Origin of the sequence: Mesorhizobium sp. B2-4-7, from assembly GCF_006442685.1 — a bacterium.
Lineage (GTDB): Bacteria > Pseudomonadota > Alphaproteobacteria > Rhizobiales > Rhizobiaceae > Mesorhizobium.
The window spans coordinates 295,926-317,975 of sequence record NZ_VFVH01000006.1; the positions used below are offsets into that span (position 1 = coordinate 295,926).

At 63.2% G+C, this 22,050-nt stretch carries 12 protein-coding genes and 1 pseudogene; 4 read left to right on the forward strand and 9 right to left on the reverse strand.

The window, feature by feature from the left end:
* Positions 1-80: 80 nt before the first annotated feature.
* The gene (locus FJ946_RS18855; protein WP_140567426.1) at positions 81-857 is read left to right on the forward strand and encodes a VOC family protein; all 777 of its coding nucleotides are present in this window, start codon (positions 81-83) and stop codon (positions 855-857) included.
* Positions 858-929: 72 nt separating this feature from the next.
* Here the strand turns inward: FJ946_RS18855 and FJ946_RS18860 are convergent, their stop codons facing one another.
* Positions 930-1,418, reverse strand: a complete 489-nt coding sequence (locus FJ946_RS18860; RefSeq protein ID WP_140516672.1) for a hypothetical protein — start codon at positions 1,416-1,418, stop codon at positions 930-932.
* Between the two features lie 198 nt (positions 1,419-1,616).
* Between FJ946_RS18860 and FJ946_RS18865 the strand changes: the two genes are divergently transcribed.
* Positions 1,617-2,009 (forward strand): DoxX family protein, encoded by a 393-nt coding sequence (locus FJ946_RS18865; RefSeq protein ID WP_140516674.1) that lies wholly within the window; start codon positions 1,617-1,619, stop codon positions 2,007-2,009.
* Positions 2,010-2,030: 21 nt separating this feature from the next.
* On the opposite strand, the gene FJ946_RS18870 is transcribed toward FJ946_RS18865, so the two are convergent.
* Positions 2,031-4,457 (reverse strand): FAD-dependent oxidoreductase, encoded by a 2,427-nt coding sequence (locus FJ946_RS18870; protein WP_140567428.1) that lies wholly within the window; start codon positions 4,455-4,457, stop codon positions 2,031-2,033.
* Positions 4,458-4,523: 66 nt separating this feature from the next.
* A complete protein-coding gene (locus tag FJ946_RS18875; protein ID WP_140516678.1) occupies positions 4,524-6,062 on the reverse strand; it encodes a trimethylamine methyltransferase family protein in 1,539 nt (512 codons plus the stop codon).
* On the opposite strand from FJ946_RS18875, the gene FJ946_RS18880 reads away from it, so the two are divergent.
* Together FJ946_RS18880 and FJ946_RS18885 are read left to right on the forward strand one after the other, a co-directional pair.
* Entirely contained in the window at positions 6,061-6,264 is a 204-nt protein-coding gene (locus FJ946_RS18880) for a hypothetical protein (protein WP_140516680.1), read from the forward strand. The two genes, FJ946_RS18875 and FJ946_RS18880, sit on opposite strands and share 2 nt — an antisense overlap.
* Positions 6,265-6,280: 16 nt before the next feature.
* The gene (locus tag FJ946_RS18885; RefSeq protein WP_140495095.1) at positions 6,281-6,871 is read left to right on the forward strand and encodes a transglycosylase SLT domain-containing protein; all 591 of its coding nucleotides are present in this window, start codon (positions 6,281-6,283) and stop codon (positions 6,869-6,871) included.
* A gap of 544 nt (positions 6,872-7,415) precedes the next feature.
* On the opposite strand, the pseudogene FJ946_RS18890 reads toward FJ946_RS18885, so the two are convergent.
* The 6 genes and pseudogenes from FJ946_RS18890 to FJ946_RS18915 form a co-directional block, all read right to left on the reverse strand.
* A pseudogene (locus FJ946_RS18890) lies at positions 7,416-9,617 on the reverse strand (ABC transporter ATP-binding protein); the annotation flags it as partial.
* A 53-nt stretch (positions 9,618-9,670) separates the two neighbouring features.
* Entirely contained in the window at positions 9,671-10,828 is a 1,158-nt protein-coding gene (locus FJ946_RS18895; RefSeq protein WP_140495091.1) for an ABC transporter permease, read from the reverse strand.
* 12 nt (positions 10,829-10,840) lie between these two features.
* Positions 10,841-11,875: an ABC transporter permease gene (locus tag FJ946_RS18900; protein WP_140521245.1), complete on the reverse strand. Its 1,035-nt coding sequence runs from the start codon at positions 11,873-11,875 to the stop codon at positions 10,841-10,843.
* A gap of 151 nt (positions 11,876-12,026) precedes the next feature.
* A complete protein-coding gene (locus FJ946_RS18905) occupies positions 12,027-13,685 on the reverse strand; it encodes an ABC transporter substrate-binding protein (RefSeq protein WP_140567433.1) in 1,659 nt (552 codons plus the stop codon).
* 262 nt (positions 13,686-13,947) lie between these two features.
* A complete protein-coding gene (locus FJ946_RS18910) occupies positions 13,948-20,001 on the reverse strand; it encodes a translocation/assembly module TamB domain-containing protein (protein WP_140567435.1) in 6,054 nt (2,017 codons plus the stop codon).
* A 2-nt stretch (positions 20,002-20,003) separates the two neighbouring features.
* Positions 20,004-21,929 (reverse strand): autotransporter assembly complex family protein, encoded by a 1,926-nt coding sequence (locus FJ946_RS18915; protein WP_140567437.1) that lies wholly within the window; start codon positions 21,927-21,929, stop codon positions 20,004-20,006.
* Between the last annotated feature and the right edge of the window lie 121 nt (positions 21,930-22,050).

The following is a 22,050-nucleotide window of genomic DNA, read 5'->3' on the forward strand; positions in this document are numbered from 1 at the left end:
TCCGCTGTCGGATTTCCGTCTCGAAGATCGTCCTATGATGGATCGAAGGACGATCGACGCAAAAGGTGAGGAGACCGACGATGCCGAAATCCCCAATGCCCTTCTTCTGGTACGAATTGATGACATCAGACCTCGACGCCGCCGAGGCGTTCTATACCAAGGTGGTCGGCTGGACCGCGCAAGCCTTCGACAAGGCTCCCGGCATGCCGCGCTACATCGTCATGAATGTCGGCGAGCGTGGCGTCGGCGGGCTGATGACGATGCCTGAGGATGCCGCCAAGATGGGCATGCCTCCCGCCTGGCTTGGCTATATCCACACCAGGGATGTCGATGCTGCCACGGCGTCGCTGCAGAAAGCCGGCGGCGCCGTTCATCGCCAGCCCGACGACATTCCGGGCGTCGGCCGCTTTGCCGTCGTCGCCGATCCGCAAGGCGCGACCTTCATGTTCCTGCAGCCGAACGGGCCCGACCAGCCGGTCGTGCCGGCCAGCACGCCGGGCCATATCGGCTGGCACGAGCTTTACACAACCGACTGGAAGGCTGCGTTCGACTTCTATTCCAGCCAGTTCGGATGGACCAATGCCGGCGATTTCGACATGGGGCCGATGGGAACCTATCAAACCTTCGCGGCCGGCCCCGAATCCGGTGGCGGCATCATGAACAAACCCGAACAGATCCCGGTGCCGGTCTGGCAGTTTTATTTCAACGTAACCGCCATCGACGCGGCGGCAAAACGGGTGACCGACAATGGCGGCAAGATCCTGATGGGCCCGATGGAGGTCCCCGGCGGCAGCTGGATCGTGCAATGCCAGGACCCGCAAGGCGCCCATTTCGCCTTGATGGCGCCCGGACGGTAAGGGGCTCAACGTCGCACAGGAGAACGGCCTTTGATCGTAAGATTGAGGGCCGTGTCCTCGCTTGGCGCCGAGCTATTCCGGCGTCAGCACCGCGACTTTCAGGCCTGCCTTTTTTGCACCGCTGAACTGGACGGTGGCCGGGCCGGGCGCAAGCTTGAACCGAACGCTTTTGCGAATGTCCGGACAGGTCTTGACCCCGCTGTAGCCGGCCAATTTCACGGTATGGCCGTCTTGAATGACATCGATCCAGGCTTCGCCCGACAGGCTTATCTGGATGCCCCCTTCCGGCGGCACAACCATGCTGGCGACAGCGCCGAACGTGCCAGGCGCCGGGGCACGTTCCGGCGGGAGGGCGAATTCCGCTGTCTCGGCCGGCACCAGAACCAGATCGGCGGCAGCGCCGACCGCCAGCGTCGTCCCCGACGCAGCAGAAGGAGGCGCGGCGAACAGCGCCTGCTCGCGCGTTACCGGCCATTTGAAAGCCTCACAGCCGGCATCCCCGGCCATCGCGAAGCTGGTACCTGCAAGGATTGCGAAAAAGCTGATGACGACTTTTTTCATGGCGAGAGACCCCCAAACGATTTCAACTATCTACAGATCGATACAACCATAGGGATAATAATGCAACCTTAGGGAGAAAATATCGACGCGTTGCGGAACATCTCGCATCACCGATTGTTGATGTCCGGTAGCGGGAAGTGAATGGTCCATCTCGGGGCGATAATCTAGGCCGGACCTGGGGGGAAAACGGAGTTTCAGATGGCGCTTTTTGAAGGCTTGGCCCGATACCAGCCACAGGCGCTCGGCGTTCTGCGCATCATGACCGCGCTGCAGTTCATCGAGCATGGCAGCCAGAAGCTGTTCAATTTCCCGGCAAGCGCCGAACCCCACGCCCTCAGCGGGTTGACTTTGACAGCCGGCATTCTCGAGTTCGCCGGCGGCATCCTGCTCGCGCTGGGGCTGTTCACCCGCCCAGTCGCCTTCCTTTTGGCCGGCGAGATGGCGATCGCCTATTTCATGGCGCACATGCCGCGCGGCTTCTTCCCGGTCAACAATGGCGGCGATTTGGCGATCTCGTTCTGCTTCATCTTCCTCTATCTGTTCTTCGCCGGCCCTGGCGCCTTTGCGCTCGACAATCGCCGCGCTGCCTGATGCGAGCCGGATGCGGATTGTTCACGCCCGCATCCGCTCCAAATTGGCGTCGAACAGCGGCACCGGCTGCATGCGTGCGGCATGGCGCTTGCCGAGGATTTCGATCTCGAAGCCTTCGCTCTCCTCGGCGATCTCCTTCGGCACGTAGCCCATGGCCACCGATTTCCTTGAATGATGCGCATAGCCGCCTGACGTCACCCAGCCACGCACCGTGCCGCCGAACCAGATCGGCTCGTCGCCGATGACATCGGCGTCGGCAGCCTCGACGATGAAGGCGCGCAGCCTGAGCCTGCCGCCCTGCTTGCGCTCTGCCAACGCCGCGGTCTTGCCTATGAAATCGGCTTCCTTGCCATAGGCGACAAAGCGGTCGAGCCCTGCCTCCAGCGGTCCGTAGATCGGCCGGTATTCGCGCGCCCACGAGCCATAGTTCTTTTCCAGCCGCAGTGCGTTCAGCGCACGGGAGCCGAACAGGCCAATGCCGAACTCCTCGCCCGCCGCCATCAGCGCCTGGAACGCCGCGCGCTGATATTCCGGCGCCACCCAGATTTCATAGCCGAGATCACCGGTGTAGCTGACGCGGCCTACCAGGCACGGCGCCATGCCGATATCCATCTTGCCGATGGCCATGAAGGGAAAGGCGGCGTTCGAGACGTCCGTCCGCGTGACCTTGGCCAGCACGTCCCGCGCCTTCGGCCCGGCGACGACAAGGCCGGTGAGTTTCGCGCCCGAAGCCTCGATGCGGACAGAACCATCCGCGGGCAGATGCTTTTCGAACCAGCGCATATGGTACTGCTCGGCAATGCCGGAACCGGCGATGAACCACTCCTCGCCGCCGAGATTGGCCAGCGTGAAATCGCCGATGAGCTTGCCGTCCTCCTTCAGCATAGGCGCCAGCGTCATGCGGCCTGGCCTCGGCAGCTTGCAGGCGAGCAGCCGGTCGAGCCATGCAGCAGCCCCCTCGCCTGTCACGCCGTATTTGGCGAAATTCGAAATCTCGGCGATGCCGACGCCCCCGCGAACGTTTGCAACCTCCCTGCCGACATGCGCGAAATCGCTCGAGCGACGCCACGAGAACTCGTCCTTGACGCCTTCGGGCGCGTACCAGAGCGGCACTTCTAGCCCATAGGACACGCCCCATTGCGCGCCCTTGGCCGACAGCAGGTCATAGACCGGCGTGGTCTTCAGCGGCCGTCCGGCGGGCAATTCCTCATTGGGGAAGCGTATCGAAAAGCGCCTGGAATAGTTCTCGCGCACCTTAGCGTTGGTGTAGGCCATCGTCGCCCAGTCGCCATAGCGCGACACGTCCATGGCCCAGATGTCGGCGCCGGGATCGCCCTCGATCATCCAGTTGGACAGCGCGAGCCCAACGCCGCCGCCCTGGCTGAAACCGGCCATGACGCCGCAGGCCACCCAGAAGCCCGGCAAACCGCGCACCGGCCCGACCAGCGGGTTGCCGTCAGGCGCGAAGGTGAAGGGTCCGTTGATGATCTGCTTGATGCCGGTGTTCTGAAAGGCCGGGAAATGCCGGAAGCCGACTTCCAGCGACGGCGCGATGCGGTCGATGTCCGGCTCCAGCAATTCATGGCCGAAATTCCACGGCGTCTGGTGCTCGGACCATGCCTTGTTGGCCTTCTCATAGGTGCCCATCAGCATGCCGCCGCGCTCCTGGCGCAAATAGAGCTCGCCGTCGAAATCGACGGCGTGGATGATCTCGGTGCCGGTCTTGGCGTTCCAGGCGGCGACCTCCGGCATGTCCTCGGTGATCAGATACATGTGCTCCATGGCCAGCACCGGCAGTTCGAGCCCGACCATGCGGCCGACCTCGCGCGCCCAAAGGCCACCGGCGTTGACGACATGCTCGGCTACGACCTCGCCCTTGTTGGTGATGACGCGCCACAGCCCGTCGGGACGCCGCACGATGTCCTCGACCTTGGTGAAGCGCTCGACCTCGGCGCCCAGCTTACGCGCAGCCTTGGCATAGGCATGGGTGACGCCGGAGGGATCGAGATGGCCGTCCTCCTTGTTGCGGACAGCGCCGACGAACTGCTTGGGGTCGAGCAGCGGCATCAGTTCGGCCGCTTCTTTCGGCGAGATTTCTTCGAGATCGATGCCGAGATAGCGACCCTTGGCGACGACGCCACGCAGCCAGTCGAGCCGTGCCTCGGTCGCCGCCAGCAGCACGCCGCCGGTCAGATGCACGCCGGTCGCCTGGCCGGAAAGCTCCTCGATCTCCTTGTAGAGGTTGATCGTGTATTTCTGCAGCTTGGCGACGTTGGGATCGCCATTGATCGTGTGCATGCCGCCGGCCGCGTGCCACGTCGAGCCTGAAGTCAGCTCGTCTCGCTCCAGAAGCACGACGTCGGTCCAGCCATGGCGGGCGAGATGGAACAGCACGGAACACCCGACAACCCCGCCGCCAATGACCACGACCTTTGCATGCGATTTCATGGGTTCTTCTCTGATATCAGTGAGTTGGATGGGCTAGATGATTCAAAACGGGACGTTCGTGGCGCATCACGGCTCGCCCGCCCCAATCGCTTCCTTGCGCTTGGTCACGTAGGCCTCCAGCGCTTCGCGCACGGTGACGTCCATCGGCGGCTCGACATAGTCTTCGAGCGCCTTCTTCCACAACCGCGTGGCGCGCGCGGTTGCGTCGAGGCCGCCGGCTTCCTGCCAGGCTTCAAAATTCTGCCAGTTCGAAAGCATCGGCTGATAGAAGGCCGTCGCATAACGTTCCAGCGTGTGCGGCTCGCCGAAGAAATGGCCGCCGGTCGGCACCGTGCCCAGCGCCTCGACGGCAAGCTCGGCCTCGTCGACCACGATCGGGCGCAAAAACTCCATCATGTGCTGGATCATTTCGACGTCGATGATGAATTTCTCGAACGACGCCGTCAGCCCGCCCTCCTGCCAGCCGGCGGCGTGATAGACGAGGTTGCCGTGGCCGAGCACAGCGCCCCACAGCGCCATCAACGTCTCGTAAGCGCCTTGCGCATCGGCGGCGTTGGAGGCCGAGCCCGGCGTTGTTCGGTAGGGCAGCCCGTAACGCCGTGCCAATTGCCCCGACGCGATGTTGGCCTTGGTGTTTTCAGGCGTGCCGAAGGCCGGCGCGCCCGACTTCATGTCGACATTGGAGGTGAAGGCGCCATACATGACCGGCGCGCCCGGACGCACAAGTTGCGTCAGGACTACGCCGAACAGTGCTTCCGCATTCTGCTGCGCGAGCGCACCCGCCAGCGTCACCGGGCTCATCGCGCCCATCAGCGTGAACGGCGTGACTGCCACAGACTGGCCGAATTCGGCCATCGTCATCAGCCCCTCGGCCATCATCTCGTCGAAACGGCGCGGCGAGTTGACCGAGATGATGGTGGCGATGCCGGGATCGTCGCGCAACTGGTCCAGCGTCAGCCCACGCGCGATCGCCATCATCTCGATCCCGTCCAGCGCCCTGCCCCGGCCGATCGCCGAGACATGGAAGCTTTTGTCGGTCAGCGTCAGATTGGTGAAATAGGTGTCGAGATGGCGCGAATTGGCCGGCAATTCGACCGGCGCGCAGACCTGGTTACCGAGCATGTGCACGCAGTTGAAATGCTGCGCCAGCCGGGTCAGATCCGCATAGTCGCGCAAATTGCCGGGGCGGCGGCCCCGCGCCATGTCGTGCACATTGGGCGGCCCCGCAACGAGCGTGAAATTGATTGTGTTGCCGCCGAGATGAACGGCGTTGGCCGGATTGCGCGGTGTAAGGGAATAATTGGACCGCGTCGTCTTCAGCGCCTCGTCGACCATGCCGCGGTCAATGCGCACGTTCGCCGACGCGTGGTCCACGCTGGCACCGGCCTGCTCGAACAGCGAGAGCGCCCGCGGGCTCATCACCTCGATGCCGAAATTCTCCAATATGTGCATCGACGCTTGGTGGATCGCCTCGATCTGGTCGGGCGACAGCAAGGCCATCGGCGGATAAGGATTGGTCACCCGCCTCGCCGGCAGCTGCGGGATAGGCCCTGGTCCCCGGTTGCTGGTGCGCTCGGCGCCGCGCTTGCGTCTTGGTTCGTTCATGCCAGGCATCAAAGCCTCGGCAAACCGCGCCAGCTGTCAGAAATACGCCGTTTGCGGGCGCGATTTTAACCGAGGCGGCATTTTCGAAACATCGATTTATGAAAAGCGACAAGATATGTCGGGTGATCAATATGGCATTTTTCTGAAGCGCCCGCATCGGCGGCCCGTTAACGAGGGCAGCAAGATTCCCTTTATGATTTGAGCCTATTGCTCTGCCGATGCGTAGGTCAAGTTTTAGTAAAATTGTAGCGGTTGGTATGCTGCTGGCACTTTCGGCCTGTGCGACGGCCCCCAGCCACATCAACAATGTCTGCGCCGTCTTCGACCAGAATGACGGCTGGTTCGACAATTGGCAGTCGGCCGCCGAACGCGCCGAGCAGAAATACGGCGTGCCCGTCCCCGTGCTGATGGCGACCGTGCGCAAGGAATCCGGTTTCAAGAGCAACGCCCGGCCGCCGCGCACCAAACTGCTCGGTTTCATCCCCTGGAAGCACGTCTCGTCGGCCACCGGCTTCTCGCAGGCGCTGGACGGGACCTGGTCGCAATATCAGAGCGAAACGGGCAACTGGGCGGCCCGCCGGACCAAATTCTCCGACGCCGTCGATTTCGTCGGCTGGTACCATTCCAAGACAGCGGATACCTACGGCGTCGCCCGCAACGACACCTACAATCTCTACCTTGCCTACTATCTCGGCTGGACCGCCTATGGCCGCGGCAATCGTGGCGATTCCGGCGTCCAGAGCTATGCCCGGGCCACCGACAAGATGGCCCGCGACTATGCCGAACAGCTAAGGCAGTGCGGCAGCTAAAGGGCTCCCGCTACAACGACAGCATCTGTCAGCGCGGCTTCCTGCCGAACACCTTGATGTATTCCGCCTCGCCGCCCTTGGCGAGCGCCTTCGCCTGCTTGACCCAGTCCTCGCGCTCGATGCGGCCCTGGAATCTCAAATGGTCGTCGACCCACTCCCGTTCGGCCTTCTTCCACGAGGCAATTTGAGCGTAGGTGAAGATACCGAGGCCATTGAGGATGGCTTCCGTCTTCGGACCCACGCCGGATATCAATTTCAAGTCGTCCGGCTTGGCAGGCTTGGAGATGCCGGCGGGTCGGTTCCTGTCGGCCGCGCCATCACGCGCCGCGCCTGGTCTGGCCGCACGGCCGCTAATTGGTGCGACACGCGCATTCTCTGCCTGGCGGCCCTCGCCAAGCGTTCTCGGCGTAAAAGGCGCGGAGGTCGCGTTGGCATCGGTCGCCGGTGCACCTGTTTCGGAGACCTCGTCGCGCACCTCGTGGCGGCGGGCTCGCCACACGGCTTCTGTCTCCTCGGCGTCCTCTCCCACCGCGCTGGCTTCCGCACTGGCGGTCTTGCCATGTGGTCGGTTGGGTGGCTGACCGGCAAAGCCCGGGCCGGCCCCATGCGGCGCGTCGTCCGGCACGCCCTCATGGTCGGCATGCTGCTTGTCGAACTTGATCACCGGCTCCATCGTCGCCAGAACGTCGTCCGAGAGCCAGCACAGGCTCATGTGCCCGTCGCCCAGGTTCTTTACCGGCGGCACCTTGGTTTCGCAGAGATTATCCGGCACCAGTCTCTTGTAGCCGCAGCGCGTCTGGAATGGACAGCCTGTCGGCGGGTTCATTGCCGAGGGTATGTCGCCCTCCAGCACGATGTGCTTCTTGATCACGCTGGTGTCGGCGATAGGGATCGCCGAAAGCAGTGCCTCGGTGTACGGATGATAGGGCGGCGCGAAGATCTGGTCGGTCGTGCCTTGCTCGACGATATAGCCGAGATACATGACGACGACCCGGTCGGCGATATAGCGCACGACCGACAAATCGTGGCTGATGAACAGCATCGTCGTCTTATTCTTGCGCTGGATGTCCATCAGCAGCTCAGTCACCGCCGCCTGCACCGACACGTCGAGCGCCGAGACCGGCTCGTCGGCCACCACCACCTTGGCATCGCCGGCAAAGGCGCGCGCCACGCCGATGCGCTGCTTCTGGCCACCCGAAAGCTGGCGCGGCTTGCGGCTCTCGAAGGCGCGCGGCAGCTTCACCAGGTCAAGCAATTCCAGCATGCGCTTGCGCCGGTCGGCGACGGTCTTGCCGACGTTGAACTTTTCCAGTGTGCGGATGATCTGCGAGCCGACCGAATGGCTGGGGTTGAGCGTATCGAACGGGTTCTGGAACACCATCTGGATCGACGACACCGTGTCGACGCTGCGGCTCTCGATGCCGGTCGACTGGATTTCCTTGTTGGCGAGCGTGACCTTGCCGGAGCTCGCCGTCTCGAGCCCGAGCAGTACTTTGGCCAGCGTCGATTTTCCGCAGCCGGATTCGCCGACAATGGCGACGGTTTCGGATTCGCGCGCCGTGAACGAAATCGTCTCGTTGGCCTTGACGACGCGGCCCTCGCTTGAGCCGAACACCTCGCTGCCGCCAACCTTGTAGTATTTTCTCAGATCCTCGATCTTGAGTACCGGTGCGCCAGGCACGACCTTCTCATTGACCTTCTTGGCGCCGGGCGGCAGGGCGTCCCAATCGATTTCGTTGAAGCGCACGCAGCGCGAGAAATGACCTTCATGTCCCGCGACTTCGATCATCGGGATTTCGGCGGCGTTGCAGACGCCCTCGACGAAATGGTGGCAGCGCGGACCGAAATTACAGCCCTTCGGCCTTTCATGCGGCAGGGGCAGCTGGCCGGGGATCGAGATCAGCGGCCGCGAGTTCTTGTCGGCGCCCGGCAGTGGAATCGAGCGGAAAAGGCCCTGCGTATAGGGATGGCGCATCCGGTCGAACACGTCCTTGATCTTGCCGGTCTCGACGGCCTCGCCCGAATACATCACCGTGATGCGGTCGCAGGTCTCCAGGATCAGGCCAAGATTGTGCGACACGAAGATCATCGAGGTGCCGAACTTCTCGCCCAGCCCCTTGACCAGTTCGACGATGCCCGCCTCCACCGTCACGTCGAGCGCCGTCGTCGGCTCGTCGAGGAGAAGCAGCGCCGGCTTCGACAGCAGCGCCATGGCGATGACGATGCGCTGCTGCTGGCCGCCCGAAAGCTGGTGCGGATAGGAGCGCATCATGCGTTCCGGATCGGGAAGCTTCACCGAGCGCACCATTTCGAGCGCACGTTTATAGGCCTCTTCCTTCGACACCTTGTCGTGGATCAGCGGCACTTCCATTAGCTGCTGGCCGATCTTCATCGCCGGGTTCAGACTCGCCATCGGCTCCTGGTAAATCATGGCGATCTTGTTGCCGCGGATGCTGCGCAGCTCCTCCTCGGAGAGCTCGCCCATGTCCTTTCCCTGGAACTTGATCTTGCCGCCGACGATCTTTCCGATGTTGGAGAGATCACGCATGATGCCGAGCGACACGGTCGACTTGCCGCAGCCGGATTCGCCAACAATGCCCATCGCCTCGCCGGGCATGACCGTGCAGGAAAAATCCATCACGGCCGGTATCTCGCCCTTGCGGGTGAAGAAGGAGATCGACAGGTTCTCGATCTCGATGATCGGCCCATTGTTCGGCCTGGCCGGATTTCGAACTGCCTCGTTCATGGGTCGCTCCAATCCTTGGTTTTTCCGGGCAAGTAGGGTCGAGGACCCCGCCATCAATCCTTCATCGATTGCTCGCGCAGGGAATCGGCGAGCAGGTTTAGCCCCAGTACGAACGACATCAGCGCGATCGTCGGCGGCAGTGCCGGGTGGATAAAGGAACGCAGCAGCCGGCTGGCATCCTTGATCGCCGTGCCCCAGTCGGGACTTTCCGGCGCCAACCCGAGGCCGAAATAGCCCAGCGTGCCGAGCAGGATGGTTGTGTAGCCGATGCGCAGGCAGGCATCGACGATCAGCGGTCCGCGCGCATTGGGCAGGATCTCCCACAGCATGATGTACCATGGCGACTCACCGCGCGTCTGGGCCGCCGCCACATAGTCCCGCGTCTTGATATCCATGGTCAGGCCACGCACGATGCGGAACACGCCCGGGCTGGAGGCGAACACCACCGCCACGAAGATGTTGAGCTGGTTGGGATCGATATGCACGATCTTCAGCGGGTCGGCATCGAACACCAGGCCGGCATAGATCCAGCCGCCGACCACCAGCGTCAGTCCGAGCAGGATGTAGATCCGGTCGGAACGGTTCTTGTAGCGCGTCCAGAACAGCACGCAGAAGAAAATAATCGGGAACAGGAAGAAAACGCCGGCCAGCGCGTAGGGGATCGGCGTGTCCATGATGCCCGGCGTCACCAGGAGGTAGAACAGCAGGATAACCGGGAAGGCCAGCACGAGATTGGCCAGGAACGACAAAACGGTATCGATCTTGCCGCCATAATAGCCGGCCGGCAGGCCGAGCGTGATGCCGACCATGAGCGCGAAGCCGGTCGCCGCCGGCGCGATGATCAGGACGATCTGGCTGCCATAGACCATGCGTGAAAAGACATCGCGGGCGAGCTTGTCGCCACCGAATAGATAAGCGAGGCCCGATTGCGGTTCGATGGCTCCGGGCAGTGTATCCTTCATGATGGGAATCTGGCCGAGCGGATCGAAAGGCGAAATGGTCGAGGCGAAGATCGCCGTGAACAGCCAGAACAGGCAGATGGCCACACCCGCTATGCCGACGCCGCTGTCGAACAGTTGGCCGTAGAGAGCCAGCTTCTTCTTGTAGAGGAAGCTCGCGCCCATGACGATGAGAAGCGCGAGCCAGACCGGCCAGAAGCGCCAGAGCACTTCGAGGACGACGGTGGAGGCGCCGATATATTGGGCTTGCATGCGCCGTCTCCCCTACTGGACCCGAATGCGCGGATTGAGGAACGCGTAGCCGACATCGGAAATGAGCTGCGTGATCAGGACGATGAACACCGAGACCAGCGAGCAGCCGAGCAAAAGGTCGATGTCGTTGTTGCCTGCGGCCTCGACCAGCGTGTAGCCGAAGCCCTGATAGCGGAACATCACCTCGACGATGACGACGCCGGTGAGCAGCCACGGAAACTGCAGCATGATCACGGTGAAGGGCGCGATCAGAGCGTTGCGCAGCGCGTGCTTGACCACCACGCTTTTGAAGGAAAGACCCTTCAGCCGGGCGGTGCGGATATATTGCTGCGTCATCACCTCGACCATCGAGGCACGCGTCATGCGCGCGATGTAGCCGATGCCGTAGATGGCCAGCGTGATCACCGGCAGCGTGAAGTTATAGAAGGTGATGCCCTGGCTTGCCGATGCGGCGGATCCGTTCAGCCAGCCAAGCCAGGAGGCGAAGATGACGGTAAAGATGACGCCCGATACATATTCGGGCGTCGCCGTCGAGGCGATCGAGGCGACCGACAGCACCCGGTCGGTGCGCGACCCCTCGCGCATGCCGGCCAGGATGCCGATCAGCAGCGAGACCGGCACCATCACCGCCAGCACACAGAACATCAGGATGCCCGTGGCGCCGAGCGCAGGGAATAGCTTGGCCCCCACCGTGGTCTTGAATTTGGTCGAGCAGCCGAAATCACCCTGGAGCACGCCGGAGAACTTCGGCTCGGCCGGATCATTGCAGAAAGAGAAGCGCTGCGCCGGCTTACCGGTCGCCGGATCGGTTACCGGCTGCTTGGGCACGACGCCGAGCCACTGGCCGTAGCGCACGAAAAAGTTCTGCCGGTAGCCGTGATTGACCAGCCAGCTTTCCAGCTGTTCGGCCGAGGTGTGCATCTCGGTCTGGCTGATCGCCAGCTTCTTCAGGTTGGGTTCCAGATTGACGAGGAAGAAGACGACCAGCGTCAGGCACAGCATCGTGAGCAGTATCGTGCCGATGCGTCTGGCGATGAATGAGAACATTGTACCCCCCTGCCGGCCGGGTTGGGGTCAGATAGGTTCAACCCTGTATCAAAAACCTTGTGACGTCACGCCGCCGCTGCATCCAATGCAACGGCGGCGATGCCGCGGGAGCGAAAGGCGCGCTGGCGCCCCGCTCCCGACAGGCTGTGGGTCACGCCTGATCGAGCCAGACCTTGCCGAAGTCGTGCTCGTAGGTGGGGTGCATCGAGTGGTTCTTCACCTCGGGCTTGATGTTGATGTAGAGCTTGCGCCAGTAAGGCTGGATGATGATGCCGGAATCCTGCAGCATCTGCTCGATGTCCTTCATCACCACCTTGCGCTTCTCCGCGTCGGCGATCCCGAGCGCCTCGTTGACCTTCTTGTCGAAGTCCGGATTGGCGTAGGCCGTCTCGTTCCAGGCTTCACCCGAGCGGTAGGCGATGGCGATGACCTGGATGCCAAGTGGACGCATGTTCCAGTTGGTTTCCGAGAACGGATATTTCGTCCAGTCGTTCCAGAAGGTCGAGCTCGGCAGCACGGTGCGCTTCACCTTGATGCCAGCCTCGCGCAGTTGGGCCGCGATCGCGTCCGTGGTGTTCTTGTGGTAGTCCTCGTCGTTGCTGATCAGCTCGTGTTCGAAATCGATCACGCCGGCTTCCGTCAGCATCTGCTTGGCCTTGGCGATGTCGCGCTTGATTTTGGGCAGCTCGACATATTCGGGATGGATCGGCGCGACATGGTGGTTCTCGGCCGGCGTGCCGGCATTGCCGTAGCCGAGCTGCAGCACCACCGAGTTGTCGACGGCCAGACACATCGCCTGACGCACTTTCTGGTCGCCATAAGGCTTGGCGTTGACGTTGAAGCGCGACACCACGGTGGCGGCGGTCACGACCTCGGAAGGCGGCGCGCCGACGTCTGCGATGATCTTGACGTAGTCGGCGGTCGTCTCATGGTTGGTCTGAACTTCGCCCGATTCGAAGGCCGAAACCGTTGCGGCCGGATCGGTGCCGTAATCGATGAACTCGACGCCATCGAGGAAGGCTTCGCCCTGCCACCACTTGCCGGTCTCGCGGCGCTTGTAGACGACCTTCTGGCCGACGTCGTAGGAGACGAGCTCGAACGGACCCGTACCGATCGGGCAGTTCTTGAAGTTGGCGCCCTTCTCGTCGAAGCTCTTGTGCACCACCAGTGCCGGATAATCGGTCAGGTTGGGGATGATGGCGATATCGGGTTTGGTGAGCTTCAGCTTGACGGTCATGTCGTCGACCTTGATGACCGACCCTTCGCGCAATTTCTTGGTCTTGTCATCGACGAGGCTGCCGAGACGGCCCGGCATGGAGTTGCCTTCCGCGGCCTTGTCGGCCCAGCGGGTGAAATTGTAGATCACGTCGTCGGCGGTGAACTTGTCACCATTGTTCCATTCGACGCCCGGCCGCACATGCAGCGTGTACTCGGTGGCGTCGTCATTGATGTCCCAGCTTTCCAGGAGATAGGGCGCGAATGTGTACTGGTGGGTGTATTTCACCAGCGGCTCGAGCGCCTGCCTCTCGGCATTGGAGATTTCCGACCAGTCGGCCGTGCGCGGATCCTTGGGATCCTTGACCGACATTGCCACCTTGAGCACGCCGCCTTTCTTACCCTGCACGTCCTCGGCCTTGGCCGGCGTCGGGGCGGCGAGCCCCAGAAGGCCATAGGCCATGGCCGTCGAAGCGCCGAAGACGCTGGCGACCGCGAGGAATTCGCGGCGATCGACCTTACCCGACTTGGCCTCTTCGGCCATGGCCAGGATGTGATCCGGAACGCTATCGCCATTACTCTTGTAGATTGTCATGACTAACTCCCATTGTTGGCTTTCCGCCGATTAACATTCCGCATCCAGGCCATGATGTCAAAGACGGCATGGTTGGGAACATATTGACGAATGTGCAACTTTGGAGGGGGAGCGGTTCGCGTGATAGCGACAGTCTTGGCGCAAAATTGCTAGTGCGCGACGGATTTCCACTAAATCTCTTCAGGCGATTAAACTGAGACATTGGCGCGGTTTGCGACAGGACCAGCCCTCGCCAGGATGAGGGCCAGCCCAAGTCTCCGCTTCAATATTCCTTCTCGTAGAAGATGCCGCCCTTGGCTTCGCCGGCGTCCGTCGCCTCGCCGCGCAGTTTGACGCCACGTCCCACGTTGAGGTCGATCGTGGCCTTGCCCGAGCCCGGCTTGTCGCCTTTCTGGATCGTCACATAGGTGCGGTCGTTGAGGTACTTGCCGGCAGAAACCGCCGTGCCGCCCTTTTCGTCGGTGGTGACATCGAGATCGTCGACGCCGATCGCGCTGCGCAGGTTTTCCAGCAGCGACGTCGAGCCGCCGACACCGGCGAGTTGCCCGGCGGCTTCGGCCAGTTGCGCGATCTGCAGCGGCGACAGGTTCGACATGGACCGCCCGAAGATCAGTTGCGCCAGCACCTCGTCCTCGGGCAGCGCCGGCACCGAGGTGAAGGTGAATTTCGGATTGGTCGCCTCGCCCGACACCACGATGGTGAGGGTTGCGCTGCTCGTGGTCGTTGTCGCGGTCAGGTTGAGATAGGGCACCAGCGAGCCAGAAAAGCCGACCGTGCCCTCGGTGAAGGTCAGCCGCTTGCCGAGAATCGACAGCCGCCCGCGTTGCAGCGTGAAAGTGCCGACCGCTTGCGGCGATGAGGCCGGACCGGTCAGCCTGAGCGAGCCGCCGAGTTCGGCGTCCACGCCCCTGCCCTGGATGAAGATCTGGTTCGGCGCGTTGACGGTGACATCCAGCACAAGGCCGCTGCCACCCGTCTTGCCGCTGGTCGTGGCCGGGCGCAATGCCTTGTCCTGCGCCCTCACCGCGCCGGGCGCGTTCTTGTGTTTGACATCGAGCGCCGAAAGCGAACCTGGCAATTTGTCCGGAACGGTGATCACGGTCTTGGCAAGGTTGACGGTGCCGGCAATCACCGGCGCCGACGTCAGCGGTCCTTTGATCGTCAGGTCGCCGCCAAGATTGGCGGTGACCACCCGCCCATCGGTGTAGCGGCCGTCGGTGAGCTTGATCGACAGATCGGCCGGGAACCCCTGCGCCGGATTGATACCGACCGTGCCGCTGGCCGACAGGCTGCCGCGCGTCGACAGCGTCCCGGTCAGCCGGTTGATCCTGGCGACGCCATTGCCGATGGAAATTTCGGCTGCGATGTCGTTGACCGCAAGCCCGGAACGCGCGTCGAGCAGGCGGGCGCCCGACGTGCTGATGCTGCCGCCGATGACCGGCGATGTCGCGGGACCGCGTACCTGCACATTGACACTCGCGGTCCCCGTCAGCGACAGGCCTTGCGCGGCGAGCTTCTGACTGAGGATGCCGAACGGCACGGCGCCATTGAAGTCGAGCGCGAGCGCCGGCGTGCCTGATGTCGTCACCGTGCCGCCCCCCTTGAGACCAAGGCCGGCCCCATCGCTGACATTGGCGTTGAAGGTCAGCTTGTTGCCGGCAAAGGTGCCGGAGGAAGAGACACTCACCGCACCGACCCCCGCGCCGCGGGTCTGGGAGGTCTGGACGCCGGCAGCATCGAGGTTGAACGCCGCACTGGGGCTGGCTGGTGCCCCGGTGACCTTCACCGTGCCCGAAATCGAACCGGCGGCATCGAGACCCCGCGAAAAACTGTTGGCAAGCGAGATCGGCACCCGCGCCAGCGCCGCGTTGATGTCGAGCGCCTGCCCGATCTTGCCGGTCACCGTCGCCGTGCCGCCGCCCAGGTTGAGCACCAGCCTGTCCAGCGTCGTCGTGCCATTGGCGATGGTGACGGTCGAAGCCTGCGCGATGGCAGCCTTTATGCCTTGGACGGTCGCCTCGCCGGAAGCAAGCTCTATGGTCGTCGTGCCGTTTGCCGCCTTCACGCGGCCCGCGGCCCTCGCCGGAATTCCTTTCACCGTCGCGCCGCCGGAAAAGCCGGTCCAGTCGCCGTCACGCTTCAGGTCGACATCGATGCCGCCGATCACCGTGCCGCCCGACGTGACGGTGTCGGCATGGATTTTTCCGGAGATGACCGGAGCGGCGAGGTAATTGGCGATCAATGCGTCGATCGACACGGCCTTCGCCTGAAGATCGCCGCGCGTGACCGAGGCGGTCGTAGCCTTGATGGCGACCTGCGGTGCGGCACCGTTCTTCGAGAACGCAATCGTGCCGCGCACATCGCCTTCCGCTTTTTCCAGCGCCAATGCGGCAAGCGGTCCTATATCGGGCAGGTCGAGAGAGATCGTGCCTTCGGGTATGAACTTGTCGTCCAGCGCCAGGTCGCCGGAAATCCTGTTTTGGCCCAGCGACAAAAGCAGGCCATTGATGGCGCTCTTGCCGTCCGCGGTCGCCAGCACCGCACTGCCTTGCAAGGGTTGGCCCGCGACATTGCCTGTCAGCTGCACATTGGCCGCCGGCTTGGCCGCGTCGGCTTTGCCGGTGGCGGTTAGTCTGAGCCCGGTGATCTCGCGCGACGCCACCGAAAGCTTGTCGCTGTCGACGGTCAGCGACAGATCCGGCGCGGTCGCCGGGCCCTGCGCATTCAGCGCAAAGGCGATGGCGCCTTTGGCATCCTTCGACAGCAGCGAAACATCGCCCAGCACGCCCTTGATGTCGGCGGCCAGCGTATTGTCGGCAAGGCTCGCCTGCCCCTGTGCGGTCAGCGCGCCGGAGGCCAGCGTCAATCCGCCTATGGCGATATTACCGTTGGGCTCGCGCTTCAGCGTGGCGCTCAACTGCGCCCGTTCGCCAAGCATGCCGCGTGCTGCGGCCGGCAGGGCCGACGATGGAGCATCCGCCTTCAGCTTGAGGTCGATGGCGCCGTCACGCAGCGACACCAGGCCGGCGACCTGGCTGTTGAGCGCGTCGCTTTTGAGCGAGCCGCTGTCGATGGCGACAGCGTCGGCTGACAGGCGCCCGCTGAGCGCGGCCGTGACCTTGCCGGCGATCAGCGGCGCGATGGTGGGATTGTCGAGCCCAACCCTATCCACCGAAACTGTGCCCGAAACCGGCCCGGCGCGGTTCTTCAGATCGAACGCATCCGAGTGCAATGCCAGGCTCAGTCCGTCCACCTTCGCCGGTCTCGTCGCGATCGAGGGCAGGATCGCGGACATATCCAATCGGGCCCGCGTGCTCTCGCCCGCCACCTTTGCCGACAGCGACCGGACCTCGATCTTGATGGGACTCTCGGCGCTTCCGACCGTGAGCGGCAGACTTGGACCGGATGAGACGAGGTCAAGGGCGAAATCGCTGGCGCCGTTCGGATTGATCGTGCCGGCGGCTTGACCGGAAACCTTGTCACCGGAGAGCGTCGCGTGATCGAGGACGACGCCGCCGGCCATGGTGTAGCGGCCGGCCGCGTCGACTGCGAGCTGCCCAAGCCCAGTCTGGCGGGTTTGGCTTGTTTCGACACCGGCCAGTTGCACATTGAACCGGACGTCCGGAGCCGACGGCGAGCCCGTTACCTCAGCGCTGCCATCAAGCGTTCCAGCGGCATCGAGGCCGGGCGAAAAGCCGTTGGCAAGGGCAGCCGGCAAGGCGGAGACCTTTGCCGCGAGATCGAGCGTCTGGCCGGCGGTACCGGACAGCGCCACCGAGCCGCCGCCGACATCGAGCGCTAATTTTTCGATGCTGGTGGTGCCATCGGCGATACTGAGCATAGATGGCTCGGCAATTGCCGCCTTGATGCCGCGAATCGTAGCCTCGCCCGAGGCGATCTCGACGCTGGTGACGCCATCGGCGATCTTCACGCGCCCCGCCGCCTTCGCTGGAATGCCGGATACGGTGGCGCCGCCGGAAAAATTCGTCCAGTCTCCGTCGCGCTTCAGATCGACGATGATGCCGCCGACTTGGGTGGTCCCCGACGTCACAGCATCGGCCTTGATCGAGCCTGAAATCGCCGGCGCCTTGAGATAGTTGGCAATCAAGGCATTGACGGCGATTGTGCTGGCCGTCACCTCGCCGCGCGCGATCGACGTGCTCTTCGCGTCAATGGCAACGGAGGGCACGTCGCCACTCTTGGCAAAGCGAATGGTGCCGTTGATGTCGCCGGTCACCGCCTGGCCGGCCAGCGCCGCAAGCTGATCGATTGCAGGCGCAGAAAGAATGAGCGTGCCCAGCGGCATGAACTTGTCATCCAGTGCCAGATCGCCCGACACCTTGTTGTCACCCAGCGACACCGCAAAGCCATTGATCGAGCGCTTGCCTTCGCTCGTCACCAGCGCCGCCTTGATGTCGAGCGGCTGGTCGTTGACGGCGCCGGTCAGCGAAACCTTGGCGGAAGGGCTAGCAATGTCGGCCTTGCCGCTCGCGGTCAGCTTGATCGCCTTCACCGTGCGGCCCGAGGCCGTCAGGCTATCGCTGTCGGCGGAAACCGTGAAATCCGGCGCGGTCATGGCGCCGCTTGCCGACAGGGCGAAATCGACACCGCCCTCGACCGGGACGCCGACCGTCGGCGACAGCACCGAAACATCACCCAGCCGGCCTTTGATATCGGCCAGGATGTCGGTACCTTGCATGCTGGCGGTACCGCTGGCGCTGAGCGAACCGGACGTGAGTTCGATCGAGTTGGCGGCGAACGAGCCCTGCGGATCGCGCGACGCTGTGGCCGAGAACTTCACCCGCCCGCCGAGCACCGAGGCGATCTGCTGCGGGAAGGCGGTCGCCACGGCATCGGCATTCATCTTGAGCTGCATCGACAGGTCGGCGAGCGCCACGGTCGCCGTCAGCGAGGCATTGAGCGCATCGGACCGGAGCGTGCCCTGATCGATGACAATGGCGTCCTTGCTGAGGGAACCAGCCAGGCCGACATCGACCTTGCCAGTGACCAGCGGCGCCAGCGTCGCGACGTCGGTTTTCAGGCCACCGGCCCCAAGCTTGACGGTAACCGGCCCGGTGCGGTTCTGGATGTCGAAACCGTCGGAGTGTATCTGCGCCGCCAGGTCGTCTAGCCGCGTGCCGCCGACGACGATCGAAACGAAGGAGGCGCCGATATCGACGACCGGCGCCTTGCCGTCGCCGAACGCCCGGGCGGTGGCATTCTTGATCGCCAGCGTGATCGGCTGCGCCTTGCTGCCGACGCTAACCACCACGGGTGGCCCCTTGGCGGCGAGTTCGACCGAAAGATCGCTGGCTCCGGCGGGATCGACGATACCGGTCGCGGTGCCGTGCACGGCATCACTGTCGATGTTGGCCCGGTCGACACTGATCCCGCCCGCCGTCGTGGCAGTGCCCGCCATATCGAAGCTGGTCTTACCGGCAAACAATGGTTTCAGGTTCTCCGGCAGGAAGCGGGCGAAATCGCCGTCGCCCTTGGCTTCGAGATAGTTACCCTTGTCGGTGAGCTGATGGCGGCCGGTGAGCTGGGTTACGATCCGATGATCGACAAGGAAGGTACCGACGCCACTCCAGTTGGCCAGCGGCCCGGTGCCCGAGACGACGATGTCGACCGGCGGCGTGTCCGGCAGATTGAGCAGATTGGCGATGATGCCGCCGGCCGGTTCCGACGCCTTGAGGTTGAGGTCGAGCTTGTTGTCCGCTGGCGCGAAATGGATCTGCGCGTCGACATTGCCCTGTTTGCCGTCATGGCGGGTAATGTTGAGCACCGTCTCGACCGACAGCGGTGCGGCGTCGGCCTTCACCGAGGCCTTGGCGGCGAGTTCGGCGATGCCGCTGCCGGCCAGTTGTTGGCCGAGCGCGACTTCCGGCAAGTCGATCTGCTTGATATCAATGGAAACCGGCAGCGTCGTCGCGCCGCCTTGCGCCGGCTGCTGCGTGCCGGCCACCGGCAGACGCGCAAGTTCGATGCGCTCCGCCGCGATGCGGTCGGCGCTGAAGTTTTTGGACAACAGTGCCAGCGGCGACCAGTCGATGGCCACCTTGCGCGCCACCAGCCAGGCGCCCTCGCGGTCCTCCAGCACGACATGGTCGACACTGAGCGCGCCCGACCAGATACCGTCGATGCCGCTGACGGTGACCTTACGCTCGTCGCTCGAGGCCAGGCGCGAAATGATGCCGGCGAGATTGTCGCGTCCACGCTCGGTCTTGGTCAGCACGAAAAGCGCGCCGATGGCGCCTGCTACCACGATCAGCAGCGTGTAGAGAAAAATGCGAAGGATGCGCCAGACCGTCTTCATGTTCAAAACGCTTGGCCAATGCCGGCATAGATGCCGAAATGAGGGTCGCCTGGGTCGCGGTTGAGCGGCACGGCGGCGTCGATACGCAGCGGCCCGAATGGCGTCACATAGCGCAAGCCGACACCGGCGCCCACCTTGACGTCGGAAAAATCGGGGAACGACTTCGTCGATACCGTGCCGGCATCGACGAACGGTACGATGCCGATCGTGTCGGTGATGGCGATACGCATCTCAACCGAGGTCTCGAAGAAGGACAGGCCGCCGATCGGCTGGCCGGTGAAATCCTTGGGGCCGATGCCTTGATAGGCATAGCCGCGCACCGAGCCGCCGCCGCCGGAATAGAAACGCCGGTCAGCAGGCACGTTCTGCAGGCTGGTGCCGACGATCGAGCCAAGTGCGACACGTTCCGCCAGCACGAATTTCGAAGCGGTATCCAGCGACTGATAGGCCGATCCCTCGCCCTTCAGCTTGAGGAAGGCGGCACCGCTCAATATGTCGTAGCTCGGCTCGGCATAGGCCAGCAACCTGAAGCCCTTGGTCGGGTTCAGCCTGACGTCCCTGTTGTCATAGACATATTGCAGCGGGATGCTGGCGATCAGGTATTTATGTTTGCCAAAGGAATCGTGGATGCGTGAATAGTCGAGCGCGACCTCGGCCGACACGGTTTGGTTCTTGGTCAGTTCATAGGACAGGCCGGTGTTGCCCTTGACCGAGAAATGGTCGTAGGCGTCGGGATGTTCGAGCACGGTCTTGATGCCGGCGAAGAATTTAGATGCCGGCCCGATCACGCCGGGTTTCTCGAACATGATGCCGGCATTGTAGTTCAATTCGGACAGGTCATTGCTGCCGATGCCGCTGATGGCTCCGTCGATGCGCAGCTTCTCGGCCCGGCCGAACAGGTTGCGATGGCCCCAATACCCCTCCAGCCCCAGCCCTTCCGTATTCGAGAAGGTGCCGCCCAGTCCGAAATAACGCGGCTTGCGCTCGCTGACTTGGACGCCGATCGGAATGTTGCCCTCGGCATCGAGCTTGTCGGCCTCCTTGAAAGTCACGCTGTTGAAGACCTCGAGCGCCAGCAGCCTGTCGCGCGCATCGTCGATCTCCTGAGGCGAGTACTGCCGGCCACGTTTCAGCCCGGCCATGTATTCGGTGAAGTCGCGGTCGACCTTCTCGGTGCCTTCCACCGTGGTCGCGCCATAGCCGGCGACTGGCCCGGCAGCAACCGTCAGCGTCACGTCGAGGGTCGACGTGTCATGGTCGGCGACGATGTGCCTGCTGGTCACCTCGGCCAGCGGCCTGCCCTGCTCCTTCAGCGTGCGCACGATCAGCGCCTCGGCCTTGAGCACCGCGCCAGACCCAGCGTCGCCGCCTGATATCAGGCCGTAATCGGCGCTCATCAGTCCAGCGGCGTCACCCTCCAGCCGGATATCGCCGAGGGTGAATTTGGGACCCGCGGCGATGTTGATGGCCACGGGAATGGGCTGCGGACCCTTGAATTCGGCGTCCGGCGGCAACTCGTCCAGCGGCTTGCCCTCGATGGTGATGGTGACCACGCCTTCGTAGCGGGCATCGGCGTAGAGCGCCGCCACAAGCTGTTCTCGATCGCTGCGCGCCTTGGCCATCAGACCGAGCGAGCCGGAGACGGGATGGTCTTCGTCGCTCTTCAGCGCCGAGGCGTTTTCGAGCTTTTTTACCAGGTCCTTGTCGGCGTCGGGCGCGGAGATGGTCACGGCGTAGCGCATCGGATCGACGATGTCGGCATCCTCATCGCTCGATGAGCCCCACAGCTTGATGCCGAAGATTTCGAAGGCGGCCGCCGGTCCCAGCCCGGCGATCAGCGAGCAGCAGATCACGGCCAGAAGCAGCGCGCGCGAAAGCACGCGCTTTGGCTCGGTACCCCCTGACATCTGCCTTTCATACGCCGGCATTAAGACAACCTACTTTACAAACCTAAAATTGGAATGAAGTTCTGAAGCGCTCGTAAAGGGGCCACAATCCAATTGTCTGAAATAGGACGGGCTTGGAATTCACACCTTTTGCATTGCCGCA

Excerpts from the sequence above, each read along its gene's own strand:
- FJ946_RS18905 (WP_140567433.1), bottom strand. The coding sequence starts at position 13,685 with ATGACAATCTACAAGAGTAATGGCGATAGCGTTCCGGATCACATCCTG.
- FJ946_RS18860 (WP_140516672.1), bottom strand. The coding sequence starts at position 1,418 with ATGAAAAAAGTCGTCATCAGCTTTTTCGCAATCCTTGCAGGTACCAGC.
- FJ946_RS18865 (WP_140516674.1), top strand. The coding sequence starts at position 1,617 with ATGGCGCTTTTTGAAGGCTTGGCCCGATACCAGCCACAGGCGCTCGGC.
- FJ946_RS18900 (WP_140521245.1), bottom strand. The coding sequence starts at position 11,875 with ATGTTCTCATTCATCGCCAGACGCATCGGCACGATACTGCTCACGATG.
- FJ946_RS18880 (WP_140516680.1), top strand. The coding sequence starts at position 6,061 with ATGCCAGGCATCAAAGCCTCGGCAAACCGCGCCAGCTGTCAGAAATAC.
- FJ946_RS18910 (WP_140567435.1), bottom strand. The coding sequence starts at position 20,001 with ATGAAGACGGTCTGGCGCATCCTTCGCATTTTTCTCTACACGCTGCTG.
- FJ946_RS18915 (WP_140567437.1), bottom strand. The coding sequence starts at position 21,929 with ATGCCGGCGTATGAAAGGCAGATGTCAGGGGGTACCGAGCCAAAGCGC.
- FJ946_RS18870 (WP_140567428.1), bottom strand. The coding sequence starts at position 4,457 with ATGAAATCGCATGCAAAGGTCGTGGTCATTGGCGGCGGGGTTGTCGGG.
- FJ946_RS18895 (WP_140495091.1), bottom strand. The coding sequence starts at position 10,828 with ATGCAAGCCCAATATATCGGCGCCTCCACCGTCGTCCTCGAAGTGCTC.
- FJ946_RS18855 (WP_140567426.1), top strand. The coding sequence starts at position 81 with ATGCCGAAATCCCCAATGCCCTTCTTCTGGTACGAATTGATGACATCA.
- FJ946_RS18875 (WP_140516678.1), bottom strand. The coding sequence starts at position 6,062 with ATGAACGAACCAAGACGCAAGCGCGGCGCCGAGCGCACCAGCAACCGG.
- FJ946_RS18885 (WP_140495095.1), top strand. The coding sequence starts at position 6,281 with ATGCGTAGGTCAAGTTTTAGTAAAATTGTAGCGGTTGGTATGCTGCTG.